Consider the following 21,735-nt stretch of genomic DNA (forward strand, 5'->3'; position numbering starts at 1 on the left):
AGGTCGCCACGCACACCTGAAATGAGACTGGACGCTCGGGGAGCCCCGGCCTTAACGGGCCGGGGTTTTCTGATTATGGCGCGGGCGCCACTCGCCTGCTGACAAGCCGCGTCGAGGCGGCCATGATTCCGAAGTGACCGCCGCCGCTTCCAACGCCGCCGCCGAAGCCCTGCTCGCCTTCTGGGCGGACGCCGGCGTGGACGCCATGCTGCTGGACGAGCCGCTCGACCGGATCGCCGCGGGCCGCATCGCCCCGCCGCAACCGATGGCGCGCAAAGCGCCCGCCGCCGCCGCTCCGCCGCCCTCGCCGCTGCGGCCGGCCCAAGCCGACGTCTCGGGCGCGATCGCGGAGGCCCGCGCGCTCGCCGCCGCCGCCGACAGCCTGGAGGCCCTGGCCGCCGCCATCGCCGGCTTCGACGGCTGCCCGCTGAAGTTCGAGGGCGCGGCCTCACAGGCCGTGGTCTACCGCGGCGAGCCCAACGCCCCCTTGATGGTGATCGGCGAAGGCCCCGGTCAGGACGAGGACCGCCAGGGCCAGCCCTTCGTCGGCCGCGCCGGCCAGCTGCTGGACAAGATGCTGGCGGCGGCCGGGCTGACGGGCCGCGCGCTGATCACCAACACCGTCTTCTGGCGCCCGCCCGGCAACCGCACGCCGACCCTGCCGGAGCAGGCGGTCTGCGCGCCCTTCGTCGAGCGCGCCATCGCGCTGGTCCGGCCGAGGATGCTGCTGCTGGTGGGGGGCGCCGCGGCCAAGTCGATGCTGCAGACCGACCAGGGCATCCTGTCCCTGCGCGGCCGCTGGCGCGAATGGCGCTCCAGCGATGGGGCGATGGAGCTGCCGGCGATGCCGACGCTTCACCCCGCCTTCCTGCTCCGTCAGCCGCCCGCGAAGAAACAGGCCTGGTCGGACCTTATGACGCTCACGGAAAGGCTTGATCGGCCGGAGCGTCCCGCATAACCCTAGGCGTCGGGGACTTCGAGAAGAGGATCGCGCGCCGCCCGCCGGAAAGAAGACGGGGTCCGCGCGAAAGAGACGGCATGACGCTGAAGAAGCGCCTGTGGGCCGGGGTTTTCGCCCTCGCCTGCTCCGCCTCCATCGCCAGTGCGGCGGCCGCCGAAGCGCCGCCGGCGCTGTCGAGCGACGACGCCCGCGCCTATGCAGCGGCTTTCGACGCCACCGACCGGGGCGACTTCATCGACGCCCAGATGCAGAGCGCCGCCGTCCAGGACCGCTCGCTGCTGGGCTACATCACCTTCCATCAGCTGATGCATCCCACGGCGCATGTGGCCGCCTTCGACGAGCTGTCGGACTGGCTGGCCAAGTTCCGCGACCTGCCGGTGGCCGACCGCATTTTCCAGCTTGCCGCGAAACGCAAGACCGACCCCATGGCCGACGCCGGCCCGCGGCCGATGGACCTGGGCGACGGGCCGCGCATCGCCAACCCGGTGCTGTCCGACAAGGCGCGCCGTGGGCGCGAGGCCTTCTTCTCCGGCGACGTCAGGAAGGCCCTGCCCCTCGCCACCGCCGCCGGCGACCGCTGGATCGTCGGCCTGGCGAACTACCGCCTGGCCGCCTACGACAAGGCCGGCGAGGCGTTCGCCGACCTTGCCCGCGACGGCGAATGCGACGCCTGGATGCAGTCGGCCGCCGCCTACTGGGCCAGCCGCTCGGCCGCCGCCCAGGGCGACACGGAGGCCGCCGCCAAGTTCCTGCGCGTCGCCGCCCGCAACTCCGAAACGTTCTACGGCATAGTCGCCGGCCGCCAACTCAACCTGGCCCGCGACGCCAGCGCCCAGGCGGCCGACGACCCGGTGGCCCGGTTGATCCTCGCCGCCTACGCCGGCCCGGCGCCCGGCGCTTCCCCCGACCTGGCGCAGTTCGTGATCACCGATCCGCGCGCCCACCGGGCCGCCGCCCTGGCGCAGATCGGCCGGGGCTCCGACGCCATCCAGGAGCTACGCGCCGGCCTGGCGCTGGCCCGCACGCCCGCTGAGCGTGCGAACTGGCAGGCCCTGACCATGGCGATGGGGAGCTCGCTCGCCGAACGCTACGCCCCGCCGCGCTCAGGCGACCTCGACTATCCCGCGCCCGATCTGCAGCCCGCCTACGGCTTCACCCTGGATAAGGCCCTGGTCTACGCCATCGTCCGCCAGGAAAGCCGCTTCAACCCGCAGGCGGTCTCGCGGCCGGGCGCCACGGGACTGATGCAGGTGATGCCGGGCTCGGCGGCGCTTGCGACCGGCGACAAGAACCTGCAGCGCGATCCCTCGCCGCTGCTCGAGCCGGCCTACAACCTGCGTGTCGGCCAGGACTACTTCGCCTGGCTGCTGGAGCGCGGCGTCGGCCACAACCTGATGCGCGCCGTCGCCGCCTACAACGCCGGTCCCGGCCCGATCCTGAAGACCGCCCAGATGCTGGGCGACGACGCCGACCCGCTGCTGCTCATGGAATGCCTGCCGGCCCAGGAGACACGGACCTATGTCCAGCGGGTGATGGCCGGCTACTGGACCTACCGCAGGATGTGGGGCCAGCCGAACGCCAGCCTGGACGCCCTGGCCGGCGGCGCGCGCGTGATCGACGACCGGCTCGACCTAGGCCAGCCGAACCGCGCCGCGAGCCAGCTGGCCGCGCAGCCGCTTCAGATCGGGATGCGCTAGGCCCGCCGCCGCCGGCCGCGCCAGCAGCACCCCGAACGGCTTTTCCCGGAACACTCCGCCGCCCTCGCCCAGGATCAGGGCGTCGCCGCCGCCGCTCCGCAGGTGCTTGGCCAGCATCTCCAGCCAGCCGGCCCGGAGCCGGATCTTCGCCGGCAAGACCAGCAGGCGCTCCGAGCGCGCCGCGGCGATGCCCTGGGCAAGGTCCGTCGACAGCTCCGCCCCGGTCTCCTCGCGCAGCACGGCCAACAGCTCCGGCGGGCCGCCGCCGGCGATCAGCACCTCACGCACCAGCCCCTCGACCGCCAGGGAGGTCAGGGCCGCCAGCAGGGCCGGCAGCCGGTCACCCGCCTCCGCCGTTTCGACGATAACGCTCAGCATGGCGCCAGAAGCCCTTGCGCCGTGGCCAGGTCAACAGTCGACACTCGCCGCGCGATGTCGGACGCTGTCGCAAACGCAAGAAGACTGGGGGAAAACCGATGGATCGCCGCACGCTGCTCGCCGCCGCGCCAGCTCTAGCCTTGTCCGGGATGGCGCGGGCCCAGCAGCCCGCACCCGCGACGCCGCCCGCCGCACCGCGCGCGCCGGCGCCAATCGCCTTGCCGCCGCCGACCCTGGCCCTGACCACGGTGGCGAGCGGCCTGCGCTTCCCCGAGGCGCCGGTGGTGATGAAGGACGGCTCCCTGCTCTTCGTGCAGATCCAGGCCAAACAGGTCAGCCGCCTGAAGCCGGACGGCAAGGTGGAACTGGTAGCCCAGCTCGAGGGCGGCCCCAACGGCCTGGCGGTCGGACCGGACAAGGCGCTCTACATCGCCAACGACGGCGGGCGGTTCTCCTTCGTCCAGCGCGGCGAGTACAATTTCCCGGGCGCGCTCCCAGCCGACTTCAAGGGCGGCTGCATCCAGCGGCTGGACCTCAAGACCGGCAAGGCGCTCACCCTCTACGACACCTGCGAGGGCAAGCCCCTCATCGCCCCCGACGACCTGGTCTTCGACCACCAGGGCGGCATGTGGATCAGCGAATACGGCAAGGCGCGCGGCGACGGCGCCATCTACTACGCCCGCGCCGACGGCAAGGGGATCAAACTCGTCAAGGACGCCATGAACGCGCCCAACGGCATCGGCCTGTCGCCCGACGGCAAGCAGCTACACGTCAGCCTGGGGCGCCAGCTTTTGACCTTCGATATCAAGGGCCCTGGCGAGCTAGGCCCCAGCGTCTCCTACCCCGAGGCCGCCCATGCCAACCTGCGCGACCGCTCGGTGGCCGATAGTCTGAAGGTGCTGGCCGACAACAAGGTCTGCGTCTGCACCCTGATCGTCGGCGGCGTCAGCATCATCGACCCCGCCGGCCAGACCGAGTTCATCCAGTTCGACGACCCCTTCACCACCAACCTGGCCTTCGGCGGTCCGGACATGCGCGACGTCTGGGTGACCTCCTCGGGCCTTGGCCGGATCGTCAAGGCGCGCTGGCCCTATCCGGGACTGAAGCCGGCTTATTTCGCCTAGCCGCCGATCAGTCTTCCGCCAGCAGGGTGTCCAGAAACACCGGGCGATGGTTCAGGAAGTTGCGGGTGACCTGGAAATGGTCGGTATCCTCATAGTCGACACGCTCCAACCCCTTGGGCGTGGTCTGGTAGATCCACGCGTCCGGATAGCCGAGAATGATCGGCGAATGGGTCGCGATGATGAACTGCGACTTCTGGCCGACCAGCTCATGCATCCGAGCGAGGAAGTTCAGCTGTCGGTTCGGCGATAAGGCCGCCTCGGGCTCGTCCATGATGTAAAGACCGCGCCCCCGAAAACGATTGTCGATCAGGGCGAAGAAGGACTCCCCATGAGATTGTTCGTGCAGCGAGACGCCGCCGTAGGAAGCTGTCGCCCCAAGATTTTCGACCTCTGTGGCGACATTGAAGTGGCTTTCCGCCCGTAGGAAGAAGCCGTCCTGGGCGCGCCGAGCCGACCGGATGGGCCGCACGAACCCATGCAGATCTGAGTGCGATGGCCTCGTACCGAAGTTGAAGTTGATGCTGCCCCCTTCGGCATTGAAGCCCCAGGCCACCGCCAGAGCCTCGATCAGCGTCGATTTGCCCGAGCCGTTCTCGCCCACCAGAAAGGTGACCTTGGGATGGAAGACCAACTCGTTTAGGTCGCGGACCACCGGCAGGTTGAACGGATAGGATCCAGCATCCCATCCTTCCCGACGCTCAAACCGTGCGGCGATCCAATAGTGCTCCGCGTCAACAGCGCGCATCATTGATCCGTCAGTTGCGCGGCTAGCCCGCCGCTCATCAGACCATGTGTTCTTATATTGTTCTCGTCAACCAGTTCGATTCCATCTATCGCAACCAAGCCTAATTGTTCTTGTTTTGTTCTTATCCCGGCGCTAGGTTGCCGGGATGGATGGGTTCACCAGTCAGATCAACGTCGTCCGCGGCCGCGGGGCCCGCACCAACGCCTCCGGCCGCTTCGAGAGCCAGACCCGCGAAACCTTCGACGACGGCTGGACGGCCGAGGACGCCGAGCCGGCGCAGCTCGTCACCACCGTCACGCCGGAAAAGGCCCGGGTGATCATCACCCGCAACGACAGCCCGGACGTCGGCTTCTCGGCCTCGATCAATCCCTACCGCGGCTGCGAGCATGGCTGCATCTACTGCTACGCCCGGCCCGCCCATGCCTACATGGGCCTGTCGCCAGGCCTCGATTTCGAATCCAAGCTGTTCTTCAAGCCCGAGGCCGCCAAGCTTCTGGAGAAGGAGCTGTCGAACCCGCGCTACGTCCCCGAGGTGATCCACATCGGCGGCAACACCGACCCCTACCAGCCGCAGGAGCGCCGCCTGCGCATCACCCGCCAGGTGATCGAGGTGCTGGGCCGCTTCAACCACCCTTTCTCGGTGATCTCCAAATCCGGGCTGATCCTGCGCGACCTCGACCTGATCGCGCCGATGGCCGAGCGGAACCTGGTGAGGGTGGCGATCTCGATCACCTCCCTGGACCGCAAGCTGGCGCGGTCCATGGAGCCGCGCGCGGCGACGCCGGAGAAGCGGCTGGACGCGGTGCGTAGGCTCACCGAGGCGGGCGTGCCCACCGTGGCGATGTTCGCCCCCTGCATCCCGGGCCTCAACGACCACGAGATGGAGGCCGTACTGGAGCGCGCCGCCGCCGCTGGCGCGAAGGGCGCGGGCTATGTGTCCCTGCGCCTGCCGCTGGAGATCGCCGACCTCTTCCAGGAGTGGCTGGCCACCGACCACCCCGACCGCGCAGCGCGGGTGATGTCGCTCATCAAGCAGATGCGCGGCGGCAAGACCTACGACAGCCAGTGGGGCAAGCGGATGAAGGGCGAAGGCCCCATCGCCGCGATCACCTCCAAACGCTTCGCCGCCGCCAAGGCCCGCTACGGCCTCGCAGCGAAGCTCCCGCCCTTGGACCTCGGCCTCTTCCGCGTCCCGCCGAAAGCAGGGAGCCAGATCGATCTGTTCGGGTGACAATACAAGCAAAATCAAATCGATACTTAAACCTCCCCGCTCGCGGGGGAGGTTTTTCACTTAACGACTGAACACGCCCACCAATTCGATGTGCGGCGACCAGAGGAACTGGTCGACCGGCAGGACGCGGTCGAGGCTGAAGCCAGCGTCGATCAGGGTGCGGGCGTCGCGGCCGAAGGTGGCGGGGTTGCAGGAGACGCCGATGACGCGGGCGACGGAGGACCTGGCGAGTTCGGCGGTCTGTTCGGCGGCGCCGGCGCGCGGCGGGTCGAAGACGGCGACGTCGGTCTTCTTCAGTTCCTCGGCCAGGACGGGGCGGCGGACCAGGTCGCGGGCCTCGGCGGTGACGCCATGCAGGCCCGGCGCACCGGCCAACGCCCCGCTGAGCGCGCGGATGGCCTCCGGGGCGAAGTCGGCGGCGTGGACCGGTGCGATCTCGGCCAGGCAAAAGGTGAAGGTGCCGACCCCGCAATAGAGGTCGGCGATCCGCGACGCCCCGGCGGCGGCCTCGGCGACGAAGGCGGCCAGAGCGGCTTCGGCGGCGGGCGTCGCCTGTAGGAAGGCGCCGGGCGGCAGGGTGACGGTGGCGGGACCCAGGCGCACCTGCGGCAAGCGCGCCTGGTAGGCCACCTCACCGTCGAGGGTCACCCGGGCGAAATCGGCCTCCGCCGCGCGCTCGGCCAACTGCACCCGGGCGTCGGCGGAGAGGCCGCCGGAGCGGCGCTCCACGCCGGAGATGTCGATATCGAGGCCGGCCGGCGTCAGAGTCACGTGCAGGGTCGGCGCGGACTTTGGGTGCTCAAGCAAGGGCGCGGCCAGGCGTTTCAGGGCCGGAATCGCCGCCTGGATCTTAGGGTCGGCGATCGGGCAGACGGCGATGTCCACGAGGTCCCAGGACTTGCGCGTCTTGTAACCCAGCCGCGCCGCCTCGCGGGTTCCGCGGCGGGCGTGCAGGGCCACGCGCCGGCGCGTGCCGGGCTGGGCGGCGAAGGGCGCCAGCAGCTCCGTCTCGATCTGCTGGCGCGCCAGCGTCGCGGCGAGGCGCTCGACCTTCCAGGCCAGATAGGGCGCGTGCGCCCAGTGCTGCAGGGCGCAGCCGCCGCAGACGCCGAAGTGCGGGCATGGCGGATCGACGCGTTCGGCGCTGGGCGCCAGCACCTCGAGCAGCTCCCGCCGCTCGCCGCCCCCCACCGCCAGCACTCGCTCGCCCGGCAAGGTGAAGGGCACGAAGGCGGGGCCGGCGGCCTGGCCGTCGCCCTCGCCGCCTACCTGCTCGATGAGGAGCTCGGTCTGCGGGCCGGAGGCGGCCGGGCGGGTCGGGCGATGGCGGCGCGCCTTGGGCTTCATGGACCTGCTTTAGCGGGAAGTGGGCGTCTGCGCGCGCGTGACGGCGACCTCGCGCACCAGATGAACGAAGATGAACGCTCCGATCAAAGTTCGTTCAGCTTGGTTCGGCGAAAACCATCCTCGAAGCCGGCCCAAGGCCGCCTGAAGAGATTCAAGAGAGGGGATACCCATGACCAAGTCTTCCGCCTTCGCCAAGGGGACTATCGCCGCCGCGGCCGGCCTGGCCGCCCTGGCGGTGGCCGCCGCGGCCAGCGCCCAGCCGCCGCCGCCTCCCGGGTACTACGACACCCCCTGCCAACAGGACGCCAACGGCCGCGGCGTGGCCGGCGCCCTGATCGGCGGCGGCGCGGGCGCGGTGCTGGGCTCGCAGGTCGCCGCGGGCGGCCACCGCACCGACGGCTCGATCCTGGGCGGCGTGGTGGGCGCCCTCGCCGGCGCGGCCATCGGCCACAGCAGCGCCAATTGCTCCAACCCGCCCCCGCCGCCGCCCGGCCAACCCTTCGCCGACGGCGGCCCGCCTCCGCCGCCGCCCGGTCCACAAGCCTACTATGACGGCCAGCAGCCGCCTCCGCCCCCGCCGCCGGGCTATTACGGCGCCCCGCCGCCTCCGCCGCCGCCCGGCTACTATGCGCCAGGCTACGCGTCCGGCCCGGCGGTCTTCGTCTACAGCCGTCACGGGATCCGTTACCGGGTGGTCATGGAGCGCGCCGGCCCCGACGGCTGCACCATCGCCGAGAGCCCGGTCTACCTGCCCGACGGCCGCGTCGAGTCCCGCACGGTCCGCGTCTGCCCGGACTACTACGGCCGCTATCGCATCGTCGGCTGATCCGATCTGTCGCTAGCTGTCCATCGCTAGCCGCCTTGGCCGCCCGCCTCACCCGCGGGCGGCCTTCTTTTGCGCCCAGAGCAGGTGTTCGAGATTGCCGTCGCCGCCGGCGATGGGGCTGTCAGCGGACGCCCGCACCATCCAGCCCGCTTCGCCCAGGAAGGCCTCGACGCCGGCCAGGGCCTCGGCGCGGGCGGCGGGATCCTTGACCAGGCCGCCCTTGCCCACCCGCTCCGGCCCGACCTCGAACTGCGGTTTGACCAGGGCTACCAGGTCCGCGCCGTCGGCCGCCAAGGCCAGGGCCGCCGGTAGAGCCTTCGCTAGGCCGATGAAGCTCACGTCGCAGACCACCAGGTCCGGCGGCTCGGGAACCTCCGCCGCCGTCAACCGGCGCGCGTCGAAGCCTTCCAGGGCCACCACCCGCGGATCGCCAGCCAGACTGGCGTGCAACTGGCCGCGCCCCACGTCGACGGCGTAGACCCGCCGCGCGCCGGCCGCCAGGCAGACCTCGGTGAAGCCGCCGGTCGATGCGCCCACGTCCAGCACCACCCGGCCCTCGACGGCGATCGGCCAGAGGCTCAGCGCCTGCTCCAGCTTCAGCGCGCCCCGGCCGACCCAGGGATGCGCCGGCGTGGCCGAGAGCTCGGCGGCCTCGTCCAGCATCTCCGAGGCCTTGGCCACCGCGCGTCCGTCGGCCAGCACCCCGCCGGCCTCAATGGCCGCCCGCGCCTTGGCCCGGCTCTCGAACAGGCCGCGCGCGACCAGCAGCAGGTCCGCGCGGGTCTTCATGGCCCTGTCAGGCGTCCGTCTGCTCGCCCTCGAACAGCTTCTTCAGCTCGTTCTTGAGGATCTTGCCATTGGGGTTGCGCGGCAGCACCTCGGGCCAGAACTTCACCGCCACCGGCACCTTGAAGGCCGCCAGGCGCTCGGCCACGTGGGCGCGCAGTTCGTCCTCGGTGGCGTGCGCCCCGGGCTTCAGGGTCACCACCGCCGCCGGCTCCTCGCCCAGGGTTCGGTGCGGCACGCCCACCAGGGCCGCGTCCATCACCGCGGGGTGGTCGTAGAGGACGTTCTCGACCTCGATGCAGTAGATGTTCTCGCCGCCGCGGATCAGCATGTCTTTGGCCCGGTCGATGATGTAGCAGAAGCCCTCCTCGTCGAGGCGGGCCAGGTCGCCGGTGCGCACCCAGCCGTCGACCAGGGTCTGGGCGGTGGCCTCGGGCTTGTTCCAGTAGCCCTTCATCATCTGCGGCCCGTTGCACCACAGCTCGCCCACCACGCCGGCCGGCAGCACGGTCTTGCCGTCCGCCGCGTCGCGGATCTGCAGCTTGGAGACCGGAACGGCGACGCCGCAGCTTTCCGGGCGGTGCATGTAGTCCTCCGCCCCGTTGCCGGTGACGGTGGCGCAGGTCTCCGTCATGCCCCAGCCCTGGCCGGGCACGGAGTTGGGGAAGACCTCCTTCAGCTTGCGGACCAGCTCCGGCGCCGAGGGCGCGCCGCCATAGGCGACGGACTCCAGCGACGACAGGTCGTAGTTGGCCCGCGCCGGGTGCTCCAGCAGCTGCCAGGCGATGGTCGGCACGCCGCCGGCCATGTTCACCCGCTCGCGCTCGATCAGCTCGAAGGCGCGGATCGCCTCCCACTTGCGCATCATCACCAGCTTGGCCCCGCCGAAGAGGCTGGGGTTCAGGACCGCGAAACAGCCGGTGACGTGGAAGAAGGGCACGGAGATCAGCGAGGCGCGCTGGGCGTTGGGATCGGGCGCCGGCGGCTGCTCGCCGCGCCGCAGGAACGAGCGCGCCGCGCCGCAGACCGCGGCCATGATGTTGGAATTGACCCCGCGCTGGGTGCCGAGCGCGCCCTTCGGCTTCCCCGTGGTGCCGGAGGTGTAGAAGATGGTCGCGTCGTCGTCGGTGGCGATCGCCACGGTGGGCAGCGGCCGGTCGGGCAGGTCCTTCCAGGCGCCGGGCGCGCCCAGGACGGCCTCCAGGCGCTTGACCAGCGGGTGGGCGATCTCGTCGCGCTCGCGGGTGACATAGACCCGCACCAGGTCCGGGCAGTTGGGCAGGTGCTCGGTCATCCGCTCATAGCGCTCGCGGTCCATGAGCACGACCTTGGTCCCGGAATCGGTCAGGCCGTATTCCAGCTCCGGACCGGTCCACCAGGCGTTCAGCGGCGTCACCACCGCCCCCAGGGAGGCGGCGGCGTAGAAGGCGACCACCCACTCGGGGATATTGCGCATGATCACCGCGACCCGGTCGCCCTTGCCGACGCCCTCGGCGGCCAGCTCGGCGGCCAGCGCGGCCACCGCGCGGTGGAAGGCCTCGAAGCTGACCCGCTCGTCCTCGTAGACCAGGAAGATCTTCTCGCCGTGCGCGCGGGACGCGGCGACCACGTCGCGCAGGGTCGGCGGCAGGTTCTTCCAGACCTTGGTGGGGATCCCCCGGATGGTCTCCTCGGCGATCTCGGTGGGCATGCCGGGCCCGCTGAGGATCGCGTGCGCCTGCTCGATCGACATGGCGGGCCAGCCGGGCGGAAGGGCGAATTCTGACATGAGCTAACTCCCTGGGCTGGCGGGCGTTATTCGGCCCCGCGCGTGCTCAAGTGAACAAGCATAACCCAGGGCGGGAGGCAAACGCGGACCGGCGTTCGCGGCCGTCGCCCCGGCGCACGGCGAGGCCGCGGGGACCGCCGCGGCGTGGGCGATCTTATGGTCCGCTGGAGTCGAGGCCGAGCAGCCAGCGGCCCATGGAGGCGAAGCCTTGATCGCCGGAAAAGGCCGCCTCCGAAAGCTCGCCGCTCGCCTGGGCCGCGCGCAATTCGGTCGGGGACAGGCCGAACGCGCTCTGGAACGCGCGGCTGAACACCGAGGTGTTCCCGAACCCGCATTGCAACGCGATGGACCCCACGCGGCGATGCGCGTCGGCGGGGTCGACGATCAGGCGACGCGCCCGCGCCAGTCGGCGTTGAAGAATATATCGCCTGACGCCACCCATCGGCTCAAAGGCGCGAAACAGCGTCGCGCGCGACACCCCGAACCGCTGACACAGCGAGTCCGGCCCCAGGTCGAGATCCCCGAGATGCTTTTCGATATGCTGCCGGAACGTCGGGAGCGTCGCGGCGGGCTTGGACCGAGCGATGAGGTCGCGCCCGTCCTCCGACGCGCCCACGAAGGCCGCGACCAGCGCCGCGGCGCCTTTCGCGGCGACGGCGCCGTCGGCGGCGTTGAGGGTCGGCGCCTGGGCGAACAGCATCTGCAGATGACTGACCAGCATCGCGTTCAGCGGGTGCGACTTGCGCAGGATCCGGCCGTGGAGGGCATCGAGATCGGCGACATAGGCCTGAAGCGTCGCGCGCGGCAGGATCAGGGTCAGGCTGGCGTAGTCGGGCGCCCGCAAGGTGACCGGGCGCGACAGGTCGAGAAAGCAGGCGTCGCCGGCATGCACCTCTGCCGAACGGCCCTCGAGATCGAGCGAACATCCGCCCTGGGTGTAGATGAGGACGCAGATGTGATCGAGCCCGCCGCGCGCGATCATCAGCGGGCCGCGCTGGAAGAGCGCGGCCGACGAACGACCGGAGACGACGGCCACGTCCGAGAACTGATAGCTGGTCGCCTCGATGGCGAAGGACGACCGCGACGCCGCATCGAGCGCATCCATCGCGAACAGGGGCCGCAGCCCGTTCCGCCAGAGTTCGAATTCTCGCGCGTTACCTCGCGTAACCGACAGGGCGACGCGGAACTGCGACGGCATTCGGCCGCCGGTTCCTTCCGCCGATCGCAACGAACTCTTCGACACAAATAACGCCTCTCGCCCGCCGCGCGAATGTTGGAATTGCCGGGCGTCTCAATCTGTTGATCGACGGTCTCAATCTTGAGCCGCAGCCTTTCCGGATCCGCAGGGTCTCAATAGACGGCGCGCAGGCGAATGCAATTCAAGGGGCGGCGAGATGAAATTCGAATTCCTGTCGGGCGTCGGCGCGATGGCCGTGCTGTCAGCGGCCTTGGCCGGCCCGGCCAACGCCGTCGTCAGCTATGACTCGCTCACCGGATCCACCTTCACCGGCGGTGGCTTCGGCGTAGGGGCCGAGTCGAACCCGTTTACGGGCTTCGATGGAGAGGACGCCGGCGTGGAGTTCGAGGCGACCGCCACCGGATATATCGACAGCCTGAAGCTTGCGCTCTACGGCGCGACCTCGGGCCAAGTCATCATCTACGCCGACAATGGAAAAAACCAACTTGGGACTCAGCTCGAGACCTTGTCCCTCAGCGAAAGCACGACGACGAACTCCTTCGCAACCGGCTCCTATACCGGCGGCGTGCAGCTGCAGCAGGGACAGAAATATTGGGTTCTCGACGTTGGCCCGACGACCAACCCGTTTCTAACGCCGTTCCAAACCTGGAACGAGTTCAACACGCCGACGCCGGATCCGCTTTTTCTCTTTGAGGGCCAGTCGATCACGTGCTGCTCGAGCGTGATCACGTCCGGGACCTATACAGGCCCCGGCTCCGTTGATAGCTTCGGCATGATCCTCGACATCGCGAGCGCCCGGGGCGTGCCCGAGCCGGCGACATGGACAATGCTCATCGCGGGCTTCGGGATGGTCGGCGCGGCCTTGCGGCGTAGAGCCGGGACTCTTGCAAGCGCCTGAGGGCAAGAAACCCACCACCGGTCCTGGCGCGAAGCCGCTATCCACGACAGCGCGCCCGCTCGTCCCCTTCTCCGCCCCCGCTGCGCGGGGGCGGTAGCCGACGGTCCGGCGCGGCGTAGGGCGTTACTTGGCCCCGAACACCTGCAGCACGTCGGCGCGGAAGGCCGCCTGGCTGGCGGGGCGGGAATAGAACATGTGGCCGCCGGGATAGACCGACAGCTTCACCCGGTTCGGGTCGCCGGTGATCGGCATCTGGTCGATGACCAGGCGCGAGACGAAGTAGGGGCAGCTCAGGTCGTCCCAGCCGTGGGCGATCAGCACCTTCATCTTCGGGTCGGCGGCGATGGCCTGGCGCAGGTCCGTGGTCGCCTCGGTCAGCTCGACGCCAGGCTCCCAATCGCTGCCCACTTCGTAGCTCAGAGCGTTGAAACGGCCGTCCACCTTCCAGCCGACGACGCGGGTGTCGAAGTCGACCATGGCGCTGGTGGTGGGCGCGATGATGGCGTCGAGGATCGGGTCGTTGCGCCGGCCCTGCGGCGCCCACGGGAAGGGATCGTCCTGGGTGACGTTGGAGTCGTAGACCGAGGCGATCTTGCCCTGGTCGCGGTATAGCTCGCGCAGGAAGGCCCCGGTCTCGATGCGCCCGCCGGAGCGCTTCACGAAGGTCGGGTCGAGGCCGGTGTAGGCGGTGACCTTGGAGACCAGCCGATCGACCGCCGCGGGGTCGCGCCGGCCCTTCAGCAGGTCGGAGGCGAACTCGCCCCGGGCGTAGTCCTCGACTTCCTTCATCACCGCCGGCGACAGGGTCTTGCCCTGGCGCTCGTAGTTCGCGGCCGTCATCGACGGCAGGGTCGTCACCCACGGCATGGGCGAAAACTCCGGCGCCTGGTCCATCGGCGGTTCGAGATAGGGGCTCACCGCCACCATGCCGTTGATGCCGACGCCCAGGCGGGTCTGCAGGAAGTAGGTGATGCGCGGCACGCGGTAGCCGCCGTAGCTCTCGCCGGTGATGTACTTGGGCGAGGCCATTCGGCCGTTCTTGAGCAGCCAGTCGTAGACCACACGGCTCAGGTACTCGATGTCCGGCTTGATCGAATAGAAGCGCTTCTTGCTCTCGTCCTTGTCGACCAGGGAGCGGGAGAAGCCGGTGCCGACCGGGTCGATGAACACCAGGTCCGTGAAATCGAGCCAGGTGCCGGGGTTGTCGACGAGGGCGGCGGAATCGGAGGGCGCGTCGCCCTGGGCGCCGAACTGCACCCGCTTGGGCCCGATGGCGCCCAGGTTCAGGTAGACCGAGGCCGCGCCTGGGCCGCCATTGAAGGCGAAGGTCACCGGCCGGTTGGGATCGCGCGGGCCATCCAGGGTGTAGGCGGTGAACACCACCTCCGCGACCTTCTTGCCCTTCTCGTCGCGCACCGGCAGCGAGCCGACGGTGGCCGTGTAGTTCAGGGTCTTGCCGGCCACATGGGTCACCTGCTTGACGCTGGCGTCGGCCGGGAATGGCGGCAGGTCGATGTCGGACTTCTTGGCGTCGTCCTTCTTGGCGGCGTCGGCCTTGGGCGGATCGTCAGCCGCCGCGGCAGGCCCCGCCGTCGCGAGCCCGAACGAAAGCGCCAAGGCGGCCACGGCCGCGATCGTCATCATGCGCATGCGGAGAATCCCCAGACTTCAGGGCTGGCAGATTGGCTAAACCCCGCGCGGCGGCAAGTCCAACCGCCGAAAATCCCTCGCCGCCTGTCGCATCGGGGGCTCGTGGCGCGTCTTGCAAGTGAACCCTCTTTCCGCCGCGCGCCGCATGGGCGAGCGTTCGGCGGGATCATCAGGAGACAAGCGCATGATCACCATCTCCGCCTTCCGTTGGGTCCCGCCGTTCGCGCAGGGCCAGGTGCGCGACCTGCGGGTGCGCTGGGCGCTGGAGGAAGCCGGCATCCCCTACCGCGCGCGGCTGCTGAGCTTCGGCGACCAAGACAAGCCTGAGTACCGCGCCCTGCAGCCCTTCGGCCAAGTGCCGATCTTCGAGGAAGCGGGCCAGGTGCTGTTCGAAACGGGCGCCATCCTGCTGCACATCGGCGAGCGTTGCGAGGCCCTGCTGCCGACGGATCCCGGCGCCCGGGCCCGGGCGACACAGTGGCTGATCGCGGCGCTGAACTCGGTTGAGCCGCACATCATGAACGCCGCCACCCTCGACGTCTTCTACGCCGACGAGGAATGGGCGAAGTTGCGCAAACCCAGCGCGACCGAATTCGCTGGCCGCCGCCTGAGCGCGCTGGCCGCCTCGCTGGGCGACAAGCCCTACCTGGACGGCGACCGGTTCACCGTCGGCGACCTGATGATGAGCACCGTGCTGCGCATCGCTCCGCCCCTGGTGACCGATCCCAGGCTGGCGGCTTACGTCGAGCGCTGCACCGCCCGGCCGGCGTTCCAGCGGGCGCTGGACGCCCAGATGGGCGACTTCAGCGACGCGGCCTGAGGGGCCCCGCGGCCCTCCCCCGACGCCAGCGGTCGCGGCGGCGGCGTTTGCCGCTATCCTGTGAGTCCTGACGGCGGGGCGGAACTCGCATGACTCGATTCGGCGCCTGGCCGCCTTGGGCGGCTCGGCTCGCCCTCGCCCTGCTCGCGGCCCTGATCGCCTATGGCGCGACGATCCATGCCCCGCTGCTGGCGTCGCCGAAGGTGACCTACCAGGACGGCGACCTCTACGCGGCCGTCGCCGCGCGCGTCGCCCACGGCGAGGACTACTATTCGGCGGCGGCGGCGGAGCACCGGGCGCACGGCTATCCCACCGCGCCCCCGCAGGTGTTCCGGGAGCCGGCGCTGGGCTGGATGATGGCGGCGCTGAGGGCCGAGGTCTGGCGCAAGGCGGCCTTCTACGGCCTGGCGCTTGCGGTCGGCGCCGCGACGATTCTGGCCCTGGAGCGCGGCGGCATGCCGTTCCCTTACCTTCTGGCCGCCATGCCGGTCATGGCCACGGGCATCGGCGTCGTCATCATCCGCGGGATGCTGTTCATGCACGAGGCCTGGGCGGGCCTGCTGATCGCGCTGTCGCTGGCGCTCTACTCGCCGCGGCGATGGCTGGCGCCGGTGGCGATCGGCCTCTGCGCCTGCCTGATCCGGGAGCTGGCGGTGGGCTATCTGGTCGCCATGGCCGCCGCCGCCCTGTGGGAGCGGCGCTGGCGGGAAGCCTGCGGCTGGGGTGCGGCCATGGCGGTGTTCGCCGGGCTGTTCAGCCTGCACCTGCGGGCGGCGGCGGGGCTGCACCTTCCCGGCGACGCCGTCTCGCCCGGCTGGCTGGGCCTGGGCGGCGCGCCGTTCATCCTGCAGATGGCGCGCTCCAACGTCGGCCTGCTGCTGGCGCCGACCGCCATCATCGCCGCGGCGGTGGGCGTGGCGCTCGTGGGCCTTGCCGGAGCCCGCAATCCGGTCGCAACGCGCGCGGGCCTGATCGTCGGCGGCTACATGGCCGGCTTCCTGGTGCTGGGGCGGCCTGACAACACCTACTGGGGCCTGCTCTACACGCCCATCCTGCCGCTGGGCGTGGTGCTGGCCCCGCCGGCGCTCCGCGACCTCTGGCGGCGCGCGGTCCCGCGTGGGACGCGGACGGCTTAGACCACCGCGCCCAGGCGTTCGAGGGCGGCTTCCAGCTTGGCCTTGGCGGCCTCGGCGTCAGCCAGGCGTTCGCGGTTCTCCTCGACCACTTCCTCCGGCGCGCGGGCGACGAAGTCGGCGTTGGCCAGCTTCTTGGCCGTGCGGTCGATGTCGACGGCGAGGTTTCCGACCTCCTTGCCCAGCCGCGCGCGCTCGGCGGCGACGTCGATGAACTCCGCCACCGGCAGCGCCAGGGTCGCGCCCTCGACGACGTAGGGGATGGCGCCCGCCGGGGCGGCCTCCACGATCTCCACGCCCTCGACCCGCAGCATCTGGCGGATCAGGGGCTCGGCGTCGCGCAGCACGGCCTCCTGGGCGGCGGTAGCGTCCACCACCATCAGCGGCGGCCGCGCCGAGTTGGGCACGTTCAGCTCCGAGCGCACCGAGCGGCCCTCGGCGATGGTCTCGACGATCAGGCCGATGACGGCGTCGGCCGCCGGATCGATCAGGCTGTCGGGCAGGTCAGGCCAGGGCGCGGTCATCAGGAAGCCCCGGTGGGCGCGCGGCGCGCCGAGGCCCGCGGTCTGGCCCCACAGCTCCTCGGTCAAGAAGGGCATGACCGGATGCAGCAGCTTCAGGATCACGTCCAGCACCCAGGCGGCGGTGGCGCGGGTCTCGTCGCGGGCCGCCTCGTCCCCTGACGCGCGACGCGCATCACCCCCCCTCGCTTCGCGATCCACCCCCTCGGGGGGTGGATTGGGTTCGTCCGGCTTGCCCAGCACGGGCTTGGCCAGCTCCACGTACCAGTCGCAGTACTGGCGCCAGACGAAGCGGTAGAGGCTGTCGGCGGCGGCGTCGAAGCCACAGGTGCCCAGCGCCGCCGTCACCGCCTTGGCGGTCCGCGTGGTCTCGCCGACGATCCAGCGGTTCAGCGGCAATTTCACCGTCGCCGGGTCGAAACCCTCGGCGCGCGCGGCGCCGTTCATCTGGGTGAAGCGCGTGGCGTTCCACAGCTTGGTGCCGAAGTTACGGTAGCCCTCGATCCGCTCGCGGGAGAGCTTGATGTCCCGCGCCTGGCCCGACATGGCGGTCAGCGTGAAGCGCAGAGCGTCGGCGCCATAGTCGTCGACCAGCTCCAGGGGGTCCATGACGTTCCCCTTGGATTTGCTCATCTTCTTGCCTTCCGCGTCGCGGACCAGGGCGTTGATGAAGATGCGCTTGAAGGGAACCTCGTCCATGAAGTGCAGGCCCTGCATCATCATCCGGGCGACCCAGAAGAAGATGATGTCGAAGCCGGTGACCAGGGTGTGGGTCGGATAGAACCGGGCCAGGTCCTCGGTCTTCTCCGGCCAGCCCAGGGTCGAGAACGGCCACAGCGCCGAGGAGAACCAAGTGTCGAGGACGTCCTCGTCCTGGCGCAGGGGCTCGTCGCGGCCGTAGTGCTCGCGCGCCTGCGCCCTCGCGCCGTCCTCCGCCTCGGCGACGAAGATCTTCCCGTCCGGCCCGAACCAGGCGGGGATGCGATGGCCCCACCAGAGCTGACGCGAGATGCACCAGGGCTGGATATTCCGCATCCACTCGAAATAGGTCTTCTCCCAGGCCTTGGGCGCGAAGACGGTGGTGCCCTCCTCCACCGCCTTGATGGCCGGCCGCGCCAGGACCTCGGCGTTCACGTACCATTGGTCGGTCAGATAGGGCTCGACCACCACGCCGGAGCGGTCGCCGTGCGGCACCATGTGGCGGGTCTTCTCAACCCCGCGCAGCAGGCCCAGCGCTTCGAAGGCCTCGACCACCTTCTTGCGCGCGGCGAAGCGGTCCAGGCCGCGGTACTCGGGCGGCGCCTCGTCGTTGATGCGCGCGAAGTCGTCGAAGACGTTGATCATCGGCAGGTTGTTGCGCTTGCCGACCATGAAGTCGTTGAAATCATGCGCCGGCGTGATCTTCACCGCGCCGGAGCCCTTTTCCGGGTCGGCGTAGTCGTCGGCGATGATCGGCACGGGCCGGTTCACGATCGGCAGGCGCACGGCGCGGCCGATCAGGTGCTGGTAGCGCTCGTCCTTCGGATGCACGGCGACGGCGGTGTCGCCCAGCATGGTCTCCGGCCGGGTGGTGGCCACCACGATCTCGCCGGAGCCGTCCTCCAGCGGATAGGCGAAGTGCCAGAAGTGGCCGTCGACCTCGCGCTGCTCGACCTCCAGGTCCGAGATGGCGGTCTGGAAGTGCGGATCCCAGTTCACCAGCCGCTTGTCGCGGTAGATGAGCTTTTCCTTGTAAAGGGTCACAAAGACCTTGCGAACTGCCGCCGAGAGGCCCTCGTCCAGGGTGAACCGTTCCCGGGACCAGTCGCAGCTCGCGCCCAGGCGCTTCAGCTGGTTGACGATGGTCCCGCCCGACTTGGCCTTCCACTCCCAGACCTTGGCGACGAAGTCGTCGCGGCCGAGGTCGCGGCGGCTCAGGTTGCCCTCGGCGGCGAGCTGGCGCTCCACCACCATCTGGGTGGCGATGCCGGCGTGGTCGGTGCCGGGCAGCCAGAGCGCCGCCTTGCCCCGCATGCGCTCGAAGCGGATCAGCACGTCCTGCAGGGTGTTGTTCAGCGCGTGCCCGATGTGCAGCGAGCCGGTGACGTTCGGCGGCGGTATGACGATGGCGAACGTCTCGGCGTTCGGGTCGTCGATCGGCGCAAAGCCGCCCGACGCCTCCCAGGCGGCGTAGAGGCGCGGTTCGACGGATTTCGGATCGAAGGTCTTTTCAAGCATCTCGGAATTCTGCTGGGCCGGTCCAATTACAATTCCGCTCATCCCCGCGGAAGCGGGGACCCAGGCTTTTTCCGTTTCAGCGATTGGGCTGGTTACGGCCTGCGAGCGCGAAGCTCAGCTAGCACAAAAACGCCTGGGTCCCCGCTTCCGCGGGGATGAGCGGCTATTTCGCGGTCTAACGTACTCGCCCGCGGGCGATGCGTTCGACCTCGGCCTGGACGGCCTGCTGGACGATCCCGGGCAGGTTCTCATCGAGCCACTGTTGCAGCAACGGCCGCAGCAACTCGCGCACCACATCCTCGAGCGTGCGGCCGGCCTGCGGCATGGCGATGGCGGCCGACAGCGCCCCGAAGGACGAGGCCGCGGCGGAGGCGGCGCGTTCGCTCACCAGGGCCTCGATCGGCCTGGGCTCGGGCTCCGCCGGCGCGGCGGCCTGCGGGAAGACGTCGAGATCGCCGTGGGTTTCCACCTTGTCCGTCAACTCCAGGGCGTCCTCCTCGGCCGGGGGCTCCGGCTCAGGTTCAGGCGCGACCACCTCAGGTTCGGGCGCGGCGACGGCGACAGGCTCGGGTTCCGGCTCGGGCTCGGGCTCGGGAGCGACAGCGGCCGGCTCCTCCGCCGGAGCGGCCTCCGCCTCCTCGGCGGCGGGCGCGTCGTCTTCGGAGATGATGCGGCGGATGGAGGCGAGAATTTCCTCCATCGTCGGTTCTTGAGACGTCTGTTCAGACATGGCGGCCGTTTAAGCGAATGAATCTGTCGGCGCAGCCTAGACCATTTTCCGGCGAAGGGGAGCCGCTTCGAAAAACGCCCTACTTCTTGGGTGTCGCAGGGGGTGTCGCAGGGGTGGCAGGCGCGGCGGCCGGCGGCGGCTGCAGGCCGGGGCCGATCGCCGACTCACCAGGAATCAGCTGCGGCGAGGGGATGGCCGGCCAGGCCAGAGCCTTGTCCATCGCCGCCACGCCTTCTTCCCAGGGCACATAGCCCCCGGCGAAGCGCAGCTTGCGGAAGTTGCGCTTCGGATCGTAGGGCGTCACCGCCGGGATCAGGTCCTTGGCCTCCAGCCGGCCCATGGCCGACAGCACGGTGGCCGCGGCCAGGTACTCGTCGTGCTTGGCGGCGGTGGCGCTCAACTCGTCGTTGCGCAGCTCTTCCTCAGCGTTCAGCACGTCGAGCGTGGTGCGCAGGCCGACGTGCTGTTCCTCGCGGGTGCCCTCGGCGGCGATCCCGGCGGCGCGCACGGCCTGGTCGGTGGAATCGATGTTGGCGCGGGCGGCGATCAGCTGACTCCAGGCCTGGGTGATGGTCTGCAGCACCTGGCGGCGCTGGGTCTCGATGCCGATGCGGTCGGTGTTGTTGCGCTCCACCGACTGGCGGATCCGCGAATTGTTCAGGCCGCCGGTGAAGATCGGCATGCTGAACGTCGCCTGGCCCAAGAGGTCGCTCGAATAGAGGCCGGAGTTGAACGGCTCGACGATGCCGGTGAAGCCGTACTCCGCGTGCAAGGTGACGGTGGGCATCCGTTCGGCGCGGGCCTGGGCCACCCGCGCGCGGCTGGCCTGCTCGGCGTATTCCTGACCGCGCAGGGTCGGGTTGAACTTCTCGGCGACGGCGAAGGCCTCGTCGGCGTTGGGCGGCAGCAGGAAGGCCAGCGACGGCTCCGGCGCCAGCTCGCCGGGGTTCTGGCCCACGGCGGCGGCGTAGTTGGCGCGGCTGACCGCCAGCTGGGCGGTGGCGCTGGACAGCAGCGACTGCTCGGCGGCCAGGCGCGACTCCGACTGGGCCACGTCGGTGCGGGTGATCTCGCCCACATCGAAGCGGGCTCGGGATTCCTCGAGCTGCTTTTGCAGCACGACCACGTTTTCCTGGCGAATCCGCATGGCGTCCTGGTCGCGGCGCACGTCGAGGTAGGCCTGCACCACCTGCAGCATCACCTGCGATTCGACGCGGCGAAGGGTCTCCTGGCCGGAAAGGATGTCGGATTCCGCCGCCGAGACCGCCGTGGCGGTGCGCCCGCCGTTCCACAGGGGCTGCGACAGATCCAGGCCGATGAAGGCGGAGTTGCTGCGCGAGATGCCCTTGCCCACCGCGTCGGGGATACCGTCGCCGTTGGTGTCGATCAGTCCGCCGCCGGCGGCGTGCGGCGTGCGGGTCTCCAGATAGGCGGCTTCGGTGCTGAAATTGAGCGTCGGCCGGTAGCCGGTGCGGGCCTGGACGTAGGTCTCATCCAGCGCCCGCTGCGTAGCGCGCTGGGCCAGCAGGTTGGGATTGGTCTGGTAGGCAAGCGAGAGCGCGTCAGCTAGGGTCTCGGCGCACGCCGGCGCCGCCATGGCCCCCGCCGCGCCGGCAGAGAAAATCGCGGCGAGCAGCCGTCCGCGAAGCGTCATCGACATCAGTGATCCCCGTAGTGGCGAGCGGCTTGTTCTCGTTGGGCTGAC

18 protein-coding genes are annotated in these 21,735 nt (G+C 70.0%); 8 read left to right on the plus strand and 10 right to left on the minus strand.

Annotated elements, in window-relative coordinates; all coding sequences use genetic code 11:
- Positions 1 to 133 precede the first annotated feature (133 nt).
- Positions 134 to 958, plus strand: coding sequence for a uracil-DNA glycosylase (locus E8A49_RS20815; protein ID WP_293386114.1), 825 nt, complete (start codon positions 134 to 136; stop codon positions 956 to 958).
- Positions 959 to 1,038: 80 nt separating this feature from the next.
- Positions 1,039 to 2,658 carry a lytic transglycosylase domain-containing protein gene (locus tag E8A49_RS20820; protein ID WP_293386116.1) on the plus strand — a complete coding sequence of 540 codons (1,620 nt, stop codon included), beginning with the start codon at positions 1,039 to 1,041 and terminating at the stop codon, positions 2,656 to 2,658.
- On the opposite strand, the gene E8A49_RS20825 is transcribed toward E8A49_RS20820, so the two are convergent.
- Positions 2,593 to 3,036, minus strand: coding sequence for a cell wall biosynthesis glycosyltransferase (locus E8A49_RS20825; RefSeq protein WP_293386118.1), 444 nt, complete (start codon positions 3,034 to 3,036; stop codon positions 2,593 to 2,595). The two genes, E8A49_RS20820 and E8A49_RS20825, sit on opposite strands and share 66 nt — an antisense overlap.
- 98 nt (positions 3,037 to 3,134) lie before the next feature.
- Between E8A49_RS20825 and E8A49_RS20830 the strand changes: the two genes are divergently transcribed.
- Positions 3,135 to 4,160 (plus strand): SMP-30/gluconolactonase/LRE family protein, encoded by a 1,026-nt coding sequence (locus E8A49_RS20830; RefSeq protein ID WP_293386120.1) that lies wholly within the window; start codon positions 3,135 to 3,137, stop codon positions 4,158 to 4,160.
- A gap of 7 nt (positions 4,161 to 4,167) precedes the next feature.
- On the opposite strand, the gene E8A49_RS20835 is transcribed toward E8A49_RS20830, so the two are convergent.
- Complete coding sequence (locus E8A49_RS20835; protein WP_293386122.1) at positions 4,168 to 4,908, minus strand: AAA family ATPase; 741 nt, start codon at positions 4,906 to 4,908, stop codon at positions 4,168 to 4,170.
- Between the two features lie 142 nt (positions 4,909 to 5,050).
- Between E8A49_RS20835 and E8A49_RS20840 the strand changes: the two genes are divergently transcribed.
- On the plus strand, positions 5,051 to 6,136 hold the full coding sequence (locus E8A49_RS20840; RefSeq protein ID WP_293386124.1) for a PA0069 family radical SAM protein: 1,086 nt from the start codon (positions 5,051 to 5,053) through the stop codon (positions 6,134 to 6,136).
- 60 nt (positions 6,137 to 6,196) lie between these two features.
- On the opposite strand, the gene E8A49_RS20845 is transcribed toward E8A49_RS20840, so the two are convergent.
- Positions 6,197 to 7,483: an RNA methyltransferase gene (locus tag E8A49_RS20845; protein ID WP_293386126.1), complete on the minus strand. Its 1,287-nt coding sequence runs from the start codon at positions 7,481 to 7,483 to the stop codon at positions 6,197 to 6,199.
- A gap of 169 nt (positions 7,484 to 7,652) precedes the next feature.
- Here E8A49_RS20845 and E8A49_RS20850 point away from each other — a divergent pair, with 169 nt between their 5' ends.
- Positions 7,653 to 8,309: a glycine zipper 2TM domain-containing protein gene (locus tag E8A49_RS20850; RefSeq protein ID WP_293386128.1), complete on the plus strand. Its 657-nt coding sequence runs from the start codon at positions 7,653 to 7,655 to the stop codon at positions 8,307 to 8,309.
- A 48-nt stretch (positions 8,310 to 8,357) separates the two neighbouring features.
- Here E8A49_RS20850 and E8A49_RS20855 read toward each other — a convergent pair whose 3' ends face one another.
- The 3 genes from E8A49_RS20855 to E8A49_RS20865 all read right to left on the minus strand — a co-directional run bounded on the left by E8A49_RS20855 (position 8,358) and on the right by E8A49_RS20865 (position 12,061).
- Complete coding sequence (locus E8A49_RS20855; protein WP_293386130.1) at positions 8,358 to 9,098, minus strand: TlyA family RNA methyltransferase; 741 nt, start codon at positions 9,096 to 9,098, stop codon at positions 8,358 to 8,360.
- A 7-nt stretch (positions 9,099 to 9,105) separates the two neighbouring features.
- Positions 9,106 to 10,863, minus strand: a complete 1,758-nt coding sequence (locus E8A49_RS20860) for a class I adenylate-forming enzyme family protein (protein WP_293386132.1) — start codon at positions 10,861 to 10,863, stop codon at positions 9,106 to 9,108.
- 154 nt (positions 10,864 to 11,017) lie between these two features.
- Positions 11,018 to 12,061: an AraC family transcriptional regulator gene (locus E8A49_RS20865; protein ID WP_293386134.1), complete on the minus strand. Its 1,044-nt coding sequence runs from the start codon at positions 12,059 to 12,061 to the stop codon at positions 11,018 to 11,020.
- Positions 12,062 to 12,257: 196 nt separating this feature from the next.
- Between E8A49_RS20865 and E8A49_RS20870 the strand changes: the two genes are divergently transcribed.
- Positions 12,258 to 12,959, plus strand: coding sequence for a PEPxxWA-CTERM sorting domain-containing protein (locus E8A49_RS20870; protein WP_293386136.1), 702 nt, complete (start codon positions 12,258 to 12,260; stop codon positions 12,957 to 12,959).
- A gap of 123 nt (positions 12,960 to 13,082) precedes the next feature.
- Here E8A49_RS20870 and E8A49_RS20875 read toward each other — a convergent pair whose 3' ends face one another.
- Positions 13,083 to 14,609, minus strand: coding sequence for a peptidase S10 (locus E8A49_RS20875; protein ID WP_293386138.1), 1,527 nt, complete (start codon positions 14,607 to 14,609; stop codon positions 13,083 to 13,085).
- Between the two features lie 184 nt (positions 14,610 to 14,793).
- Here E8A49_RS20875 and E8A49_RS20880 point away from each other — a divergent pair, with 184 nt between their 5' ends.
- Together E8A49_RS20880 and E8A49_RS20885 are read left to right on the plus strand one after the other, a co-directional pair.
- Positions 14,794 to 15,429, plus strand: a complete 636-nt coding sequence (locus tag E8A49_RS20880; RefSeq protein ID WP_293386140.1) for a glutathione S-transferase family protein — start codon at positions 14,794 to 14,796, stop codon at positions 15,427 to 15,429.
- A gap of 89 nt (positions 15,430 to 15,518) precedes the next feature.
- The gene (locus E8A49_RS20885; RefSeq protein WP_293386142.1) at positions 15,519 to 16,565 is read left to right on the plus strand and encodes a hypothetical protein; all 1,047 of its coding nucleotides are present in this window, start codon (positions 15,519 to 15,521) and stop codon (positions 16,563 to 16,565) included.
- Here the strand turns inward: E8A49_RS20885 and E8A49_RS20890 are convergent.
- The 3 genes from E8A49_RS20890 to E8A49_RS20900 form a co-directional block, all read right to left on the minus strand.
- Positions 16,562 to 19,300 carry a valine--tRNA ligase gene (locus tag E8A49_RS20890; RefSeq protein WP_293386144.1) on the minus strand — a complete coding sequence of 913 codons (2,739 nt, stop codon included), beginning with the start codon at positions 19,298 to 19,300 and terminating at the stop codon, positions 16,562 to 16,564. The genes E8A49_RS20885 and E8A49_RS20890 overlap by 4 nt on opposite strands.
- A gap of 175 nt (positions 19,301 to 19,475) precedes the next feature.
- On the minus strand, positions 19,476 to 20,030 hold the full coding sequence (locus tag E8A49_RS20895) for a DUF2497 domain-containing protein (RefSeq protein WP_293386146.1): 555 nt from the start codon (positions 20,028 to 20,030) through the stop codon (positions 19,476 to 19,478).
- 79 nt (positions 20,031 to 20,109) lie between these two features.
- Positions 20,110 to 21,690 carry a TolC family outer membrane protein gene (locus tag E8A49_RS20900; RefSeq protein ID WP_293386148.1) on the minus strand — a complete coding sequence of 527 codons (1,581 nt, stop codon included), beginning with the start codon at positions 21,688 to 21,690 and terminating at the stop codon, positions 20,110 to 20,112.
- Positions 21,691 to 21,735 lie beyond the last annotated feature (45 nt).

It is taken from the genome of Phenylobacterium sp., assembly GCF_004799515.1.
Lineage (GTDB): Bacteria > Pseudomonadota > Alphaproteobacteria > Caulobacterales > Caulobacteraceae > Phenylobacterium.

Coding starts and splice junctions, on each gene's coding strand:
- E8A49_RS20850 (WP_293386128.1), top strand. CDS start 7,653: ATGACCAAGTCTTCCGCCTTCGCCAAGGGGACTATCGCCGCCGCGGCC.
- E8A49_RS20880 (WP_293386140.1), top strand. CDS start 14,794: ATGATCACCATCTCCGCCTTCCGTTGGGTCCCGCCGTTCGCGCAGGGC.
- E8A49_RS20890 (WP_293386144.1), bottom strand. CDS start 19,300: ATGCTTGAAAAGACCTTCGATCCGAAATCCGTCGAACCGCGCCTCTAC.
- E8A49_RS20875 (WP_293386138.1), bottom strand. CDS start 14,609: ATGCGCATGATGACGATCGCGGCCGTGGCCGCCTTGGCGCTTTCGTTC.
- E8A49_RS20855 (WP_293386130.1), bottom strand. CDS start 9,098: ATGAAGACCCGCGCGGACCTGCTGCTGGTCGCGCGCGGCCTGTTCGAG.
- E8A49_RS20885 (WP_293386142.1), top strand. CDS start 15,519: ATGACTCGATTCGGCGCCTGGCCGCCTTGGGCGGCTCGGCTCGCCCTC.
- E8A49_RS20830 (WP_293386120.1), top strand. CDS start 3,135: ATGGATCGCCGCACGCTGCTCGCCGCCGCGCCAGCTCTAGCCTTGTCC.
- E8A49_RS20865 (WP_293386134.1), bottom strand. CDS start 12,061: ATGCCGTCGCAGTTCCGCGTCGCCCTGTCGGTTACGCGAGGTAACGCG.
- E8A49_RS20845 (WP_293386126.1), bottom strand. CDS start 7,483: ATGAAGCCCAAGGCGCGCCGCCATCGCCCGACCCGCCCGGCCGCCTCC.
- E8A49_RS20860 (WP_293386132.1), bottom strand. CDS start 10,863: ATGTCAGAATTCGCCCTTCCGCCCGGCTGGCCCGCCATGTCGATCGAG.
- E8A49_RS20840 (WP_293386124.1), top strand. CDS start 5,051: ATGGATGGGTTCACCAGTCAGATCAACGTCGTCCGCGGCCGCGGGGCC.
- E8A49_RS20900 (WP_293386148.1), bottom strand. CDS start 21,690: ATGTCGATGACGCTTCGCGGACGGCTGCTCGCCGCGATTTTCTCTGCC.
- E8A49_RS20825 (WP_293386118.1), bottom strand. CDS start 3,036: ATGCTGAGCGTTATCGTCGAAACGGCGGAGGCGGGTGACCGGCTGCCG.
- E8A49_RS20870 (WP_293386136.1), top strand. CDS start 12,258: ATGAAATTCGAATTCCTGTCGGGCGTCGGCGCGATGGCCGTGCTGTCA.
- E8A49_RS20835 (WP_293386122.1), bottom strand. CDS start 4,908: ATGATGCGCGCTGTTGACGCGGAGCACTATTGGATCGCCGCACGGTTT.
- E8A49_RS20895 (WP_293386146.1), bottom strand. CDS start 20,030: ATGTCTGAACAGACGTCTCAAGAACCGACGATGGAGGAAATTCTCGCC.
- E8A49_RS20820 (WP_293386116.1), top strand. CDS start 1,039: ATGACGCTGAAGAAGCGCCTGTGGGCCGGGGTTTTCGCCCTCGCCTGC.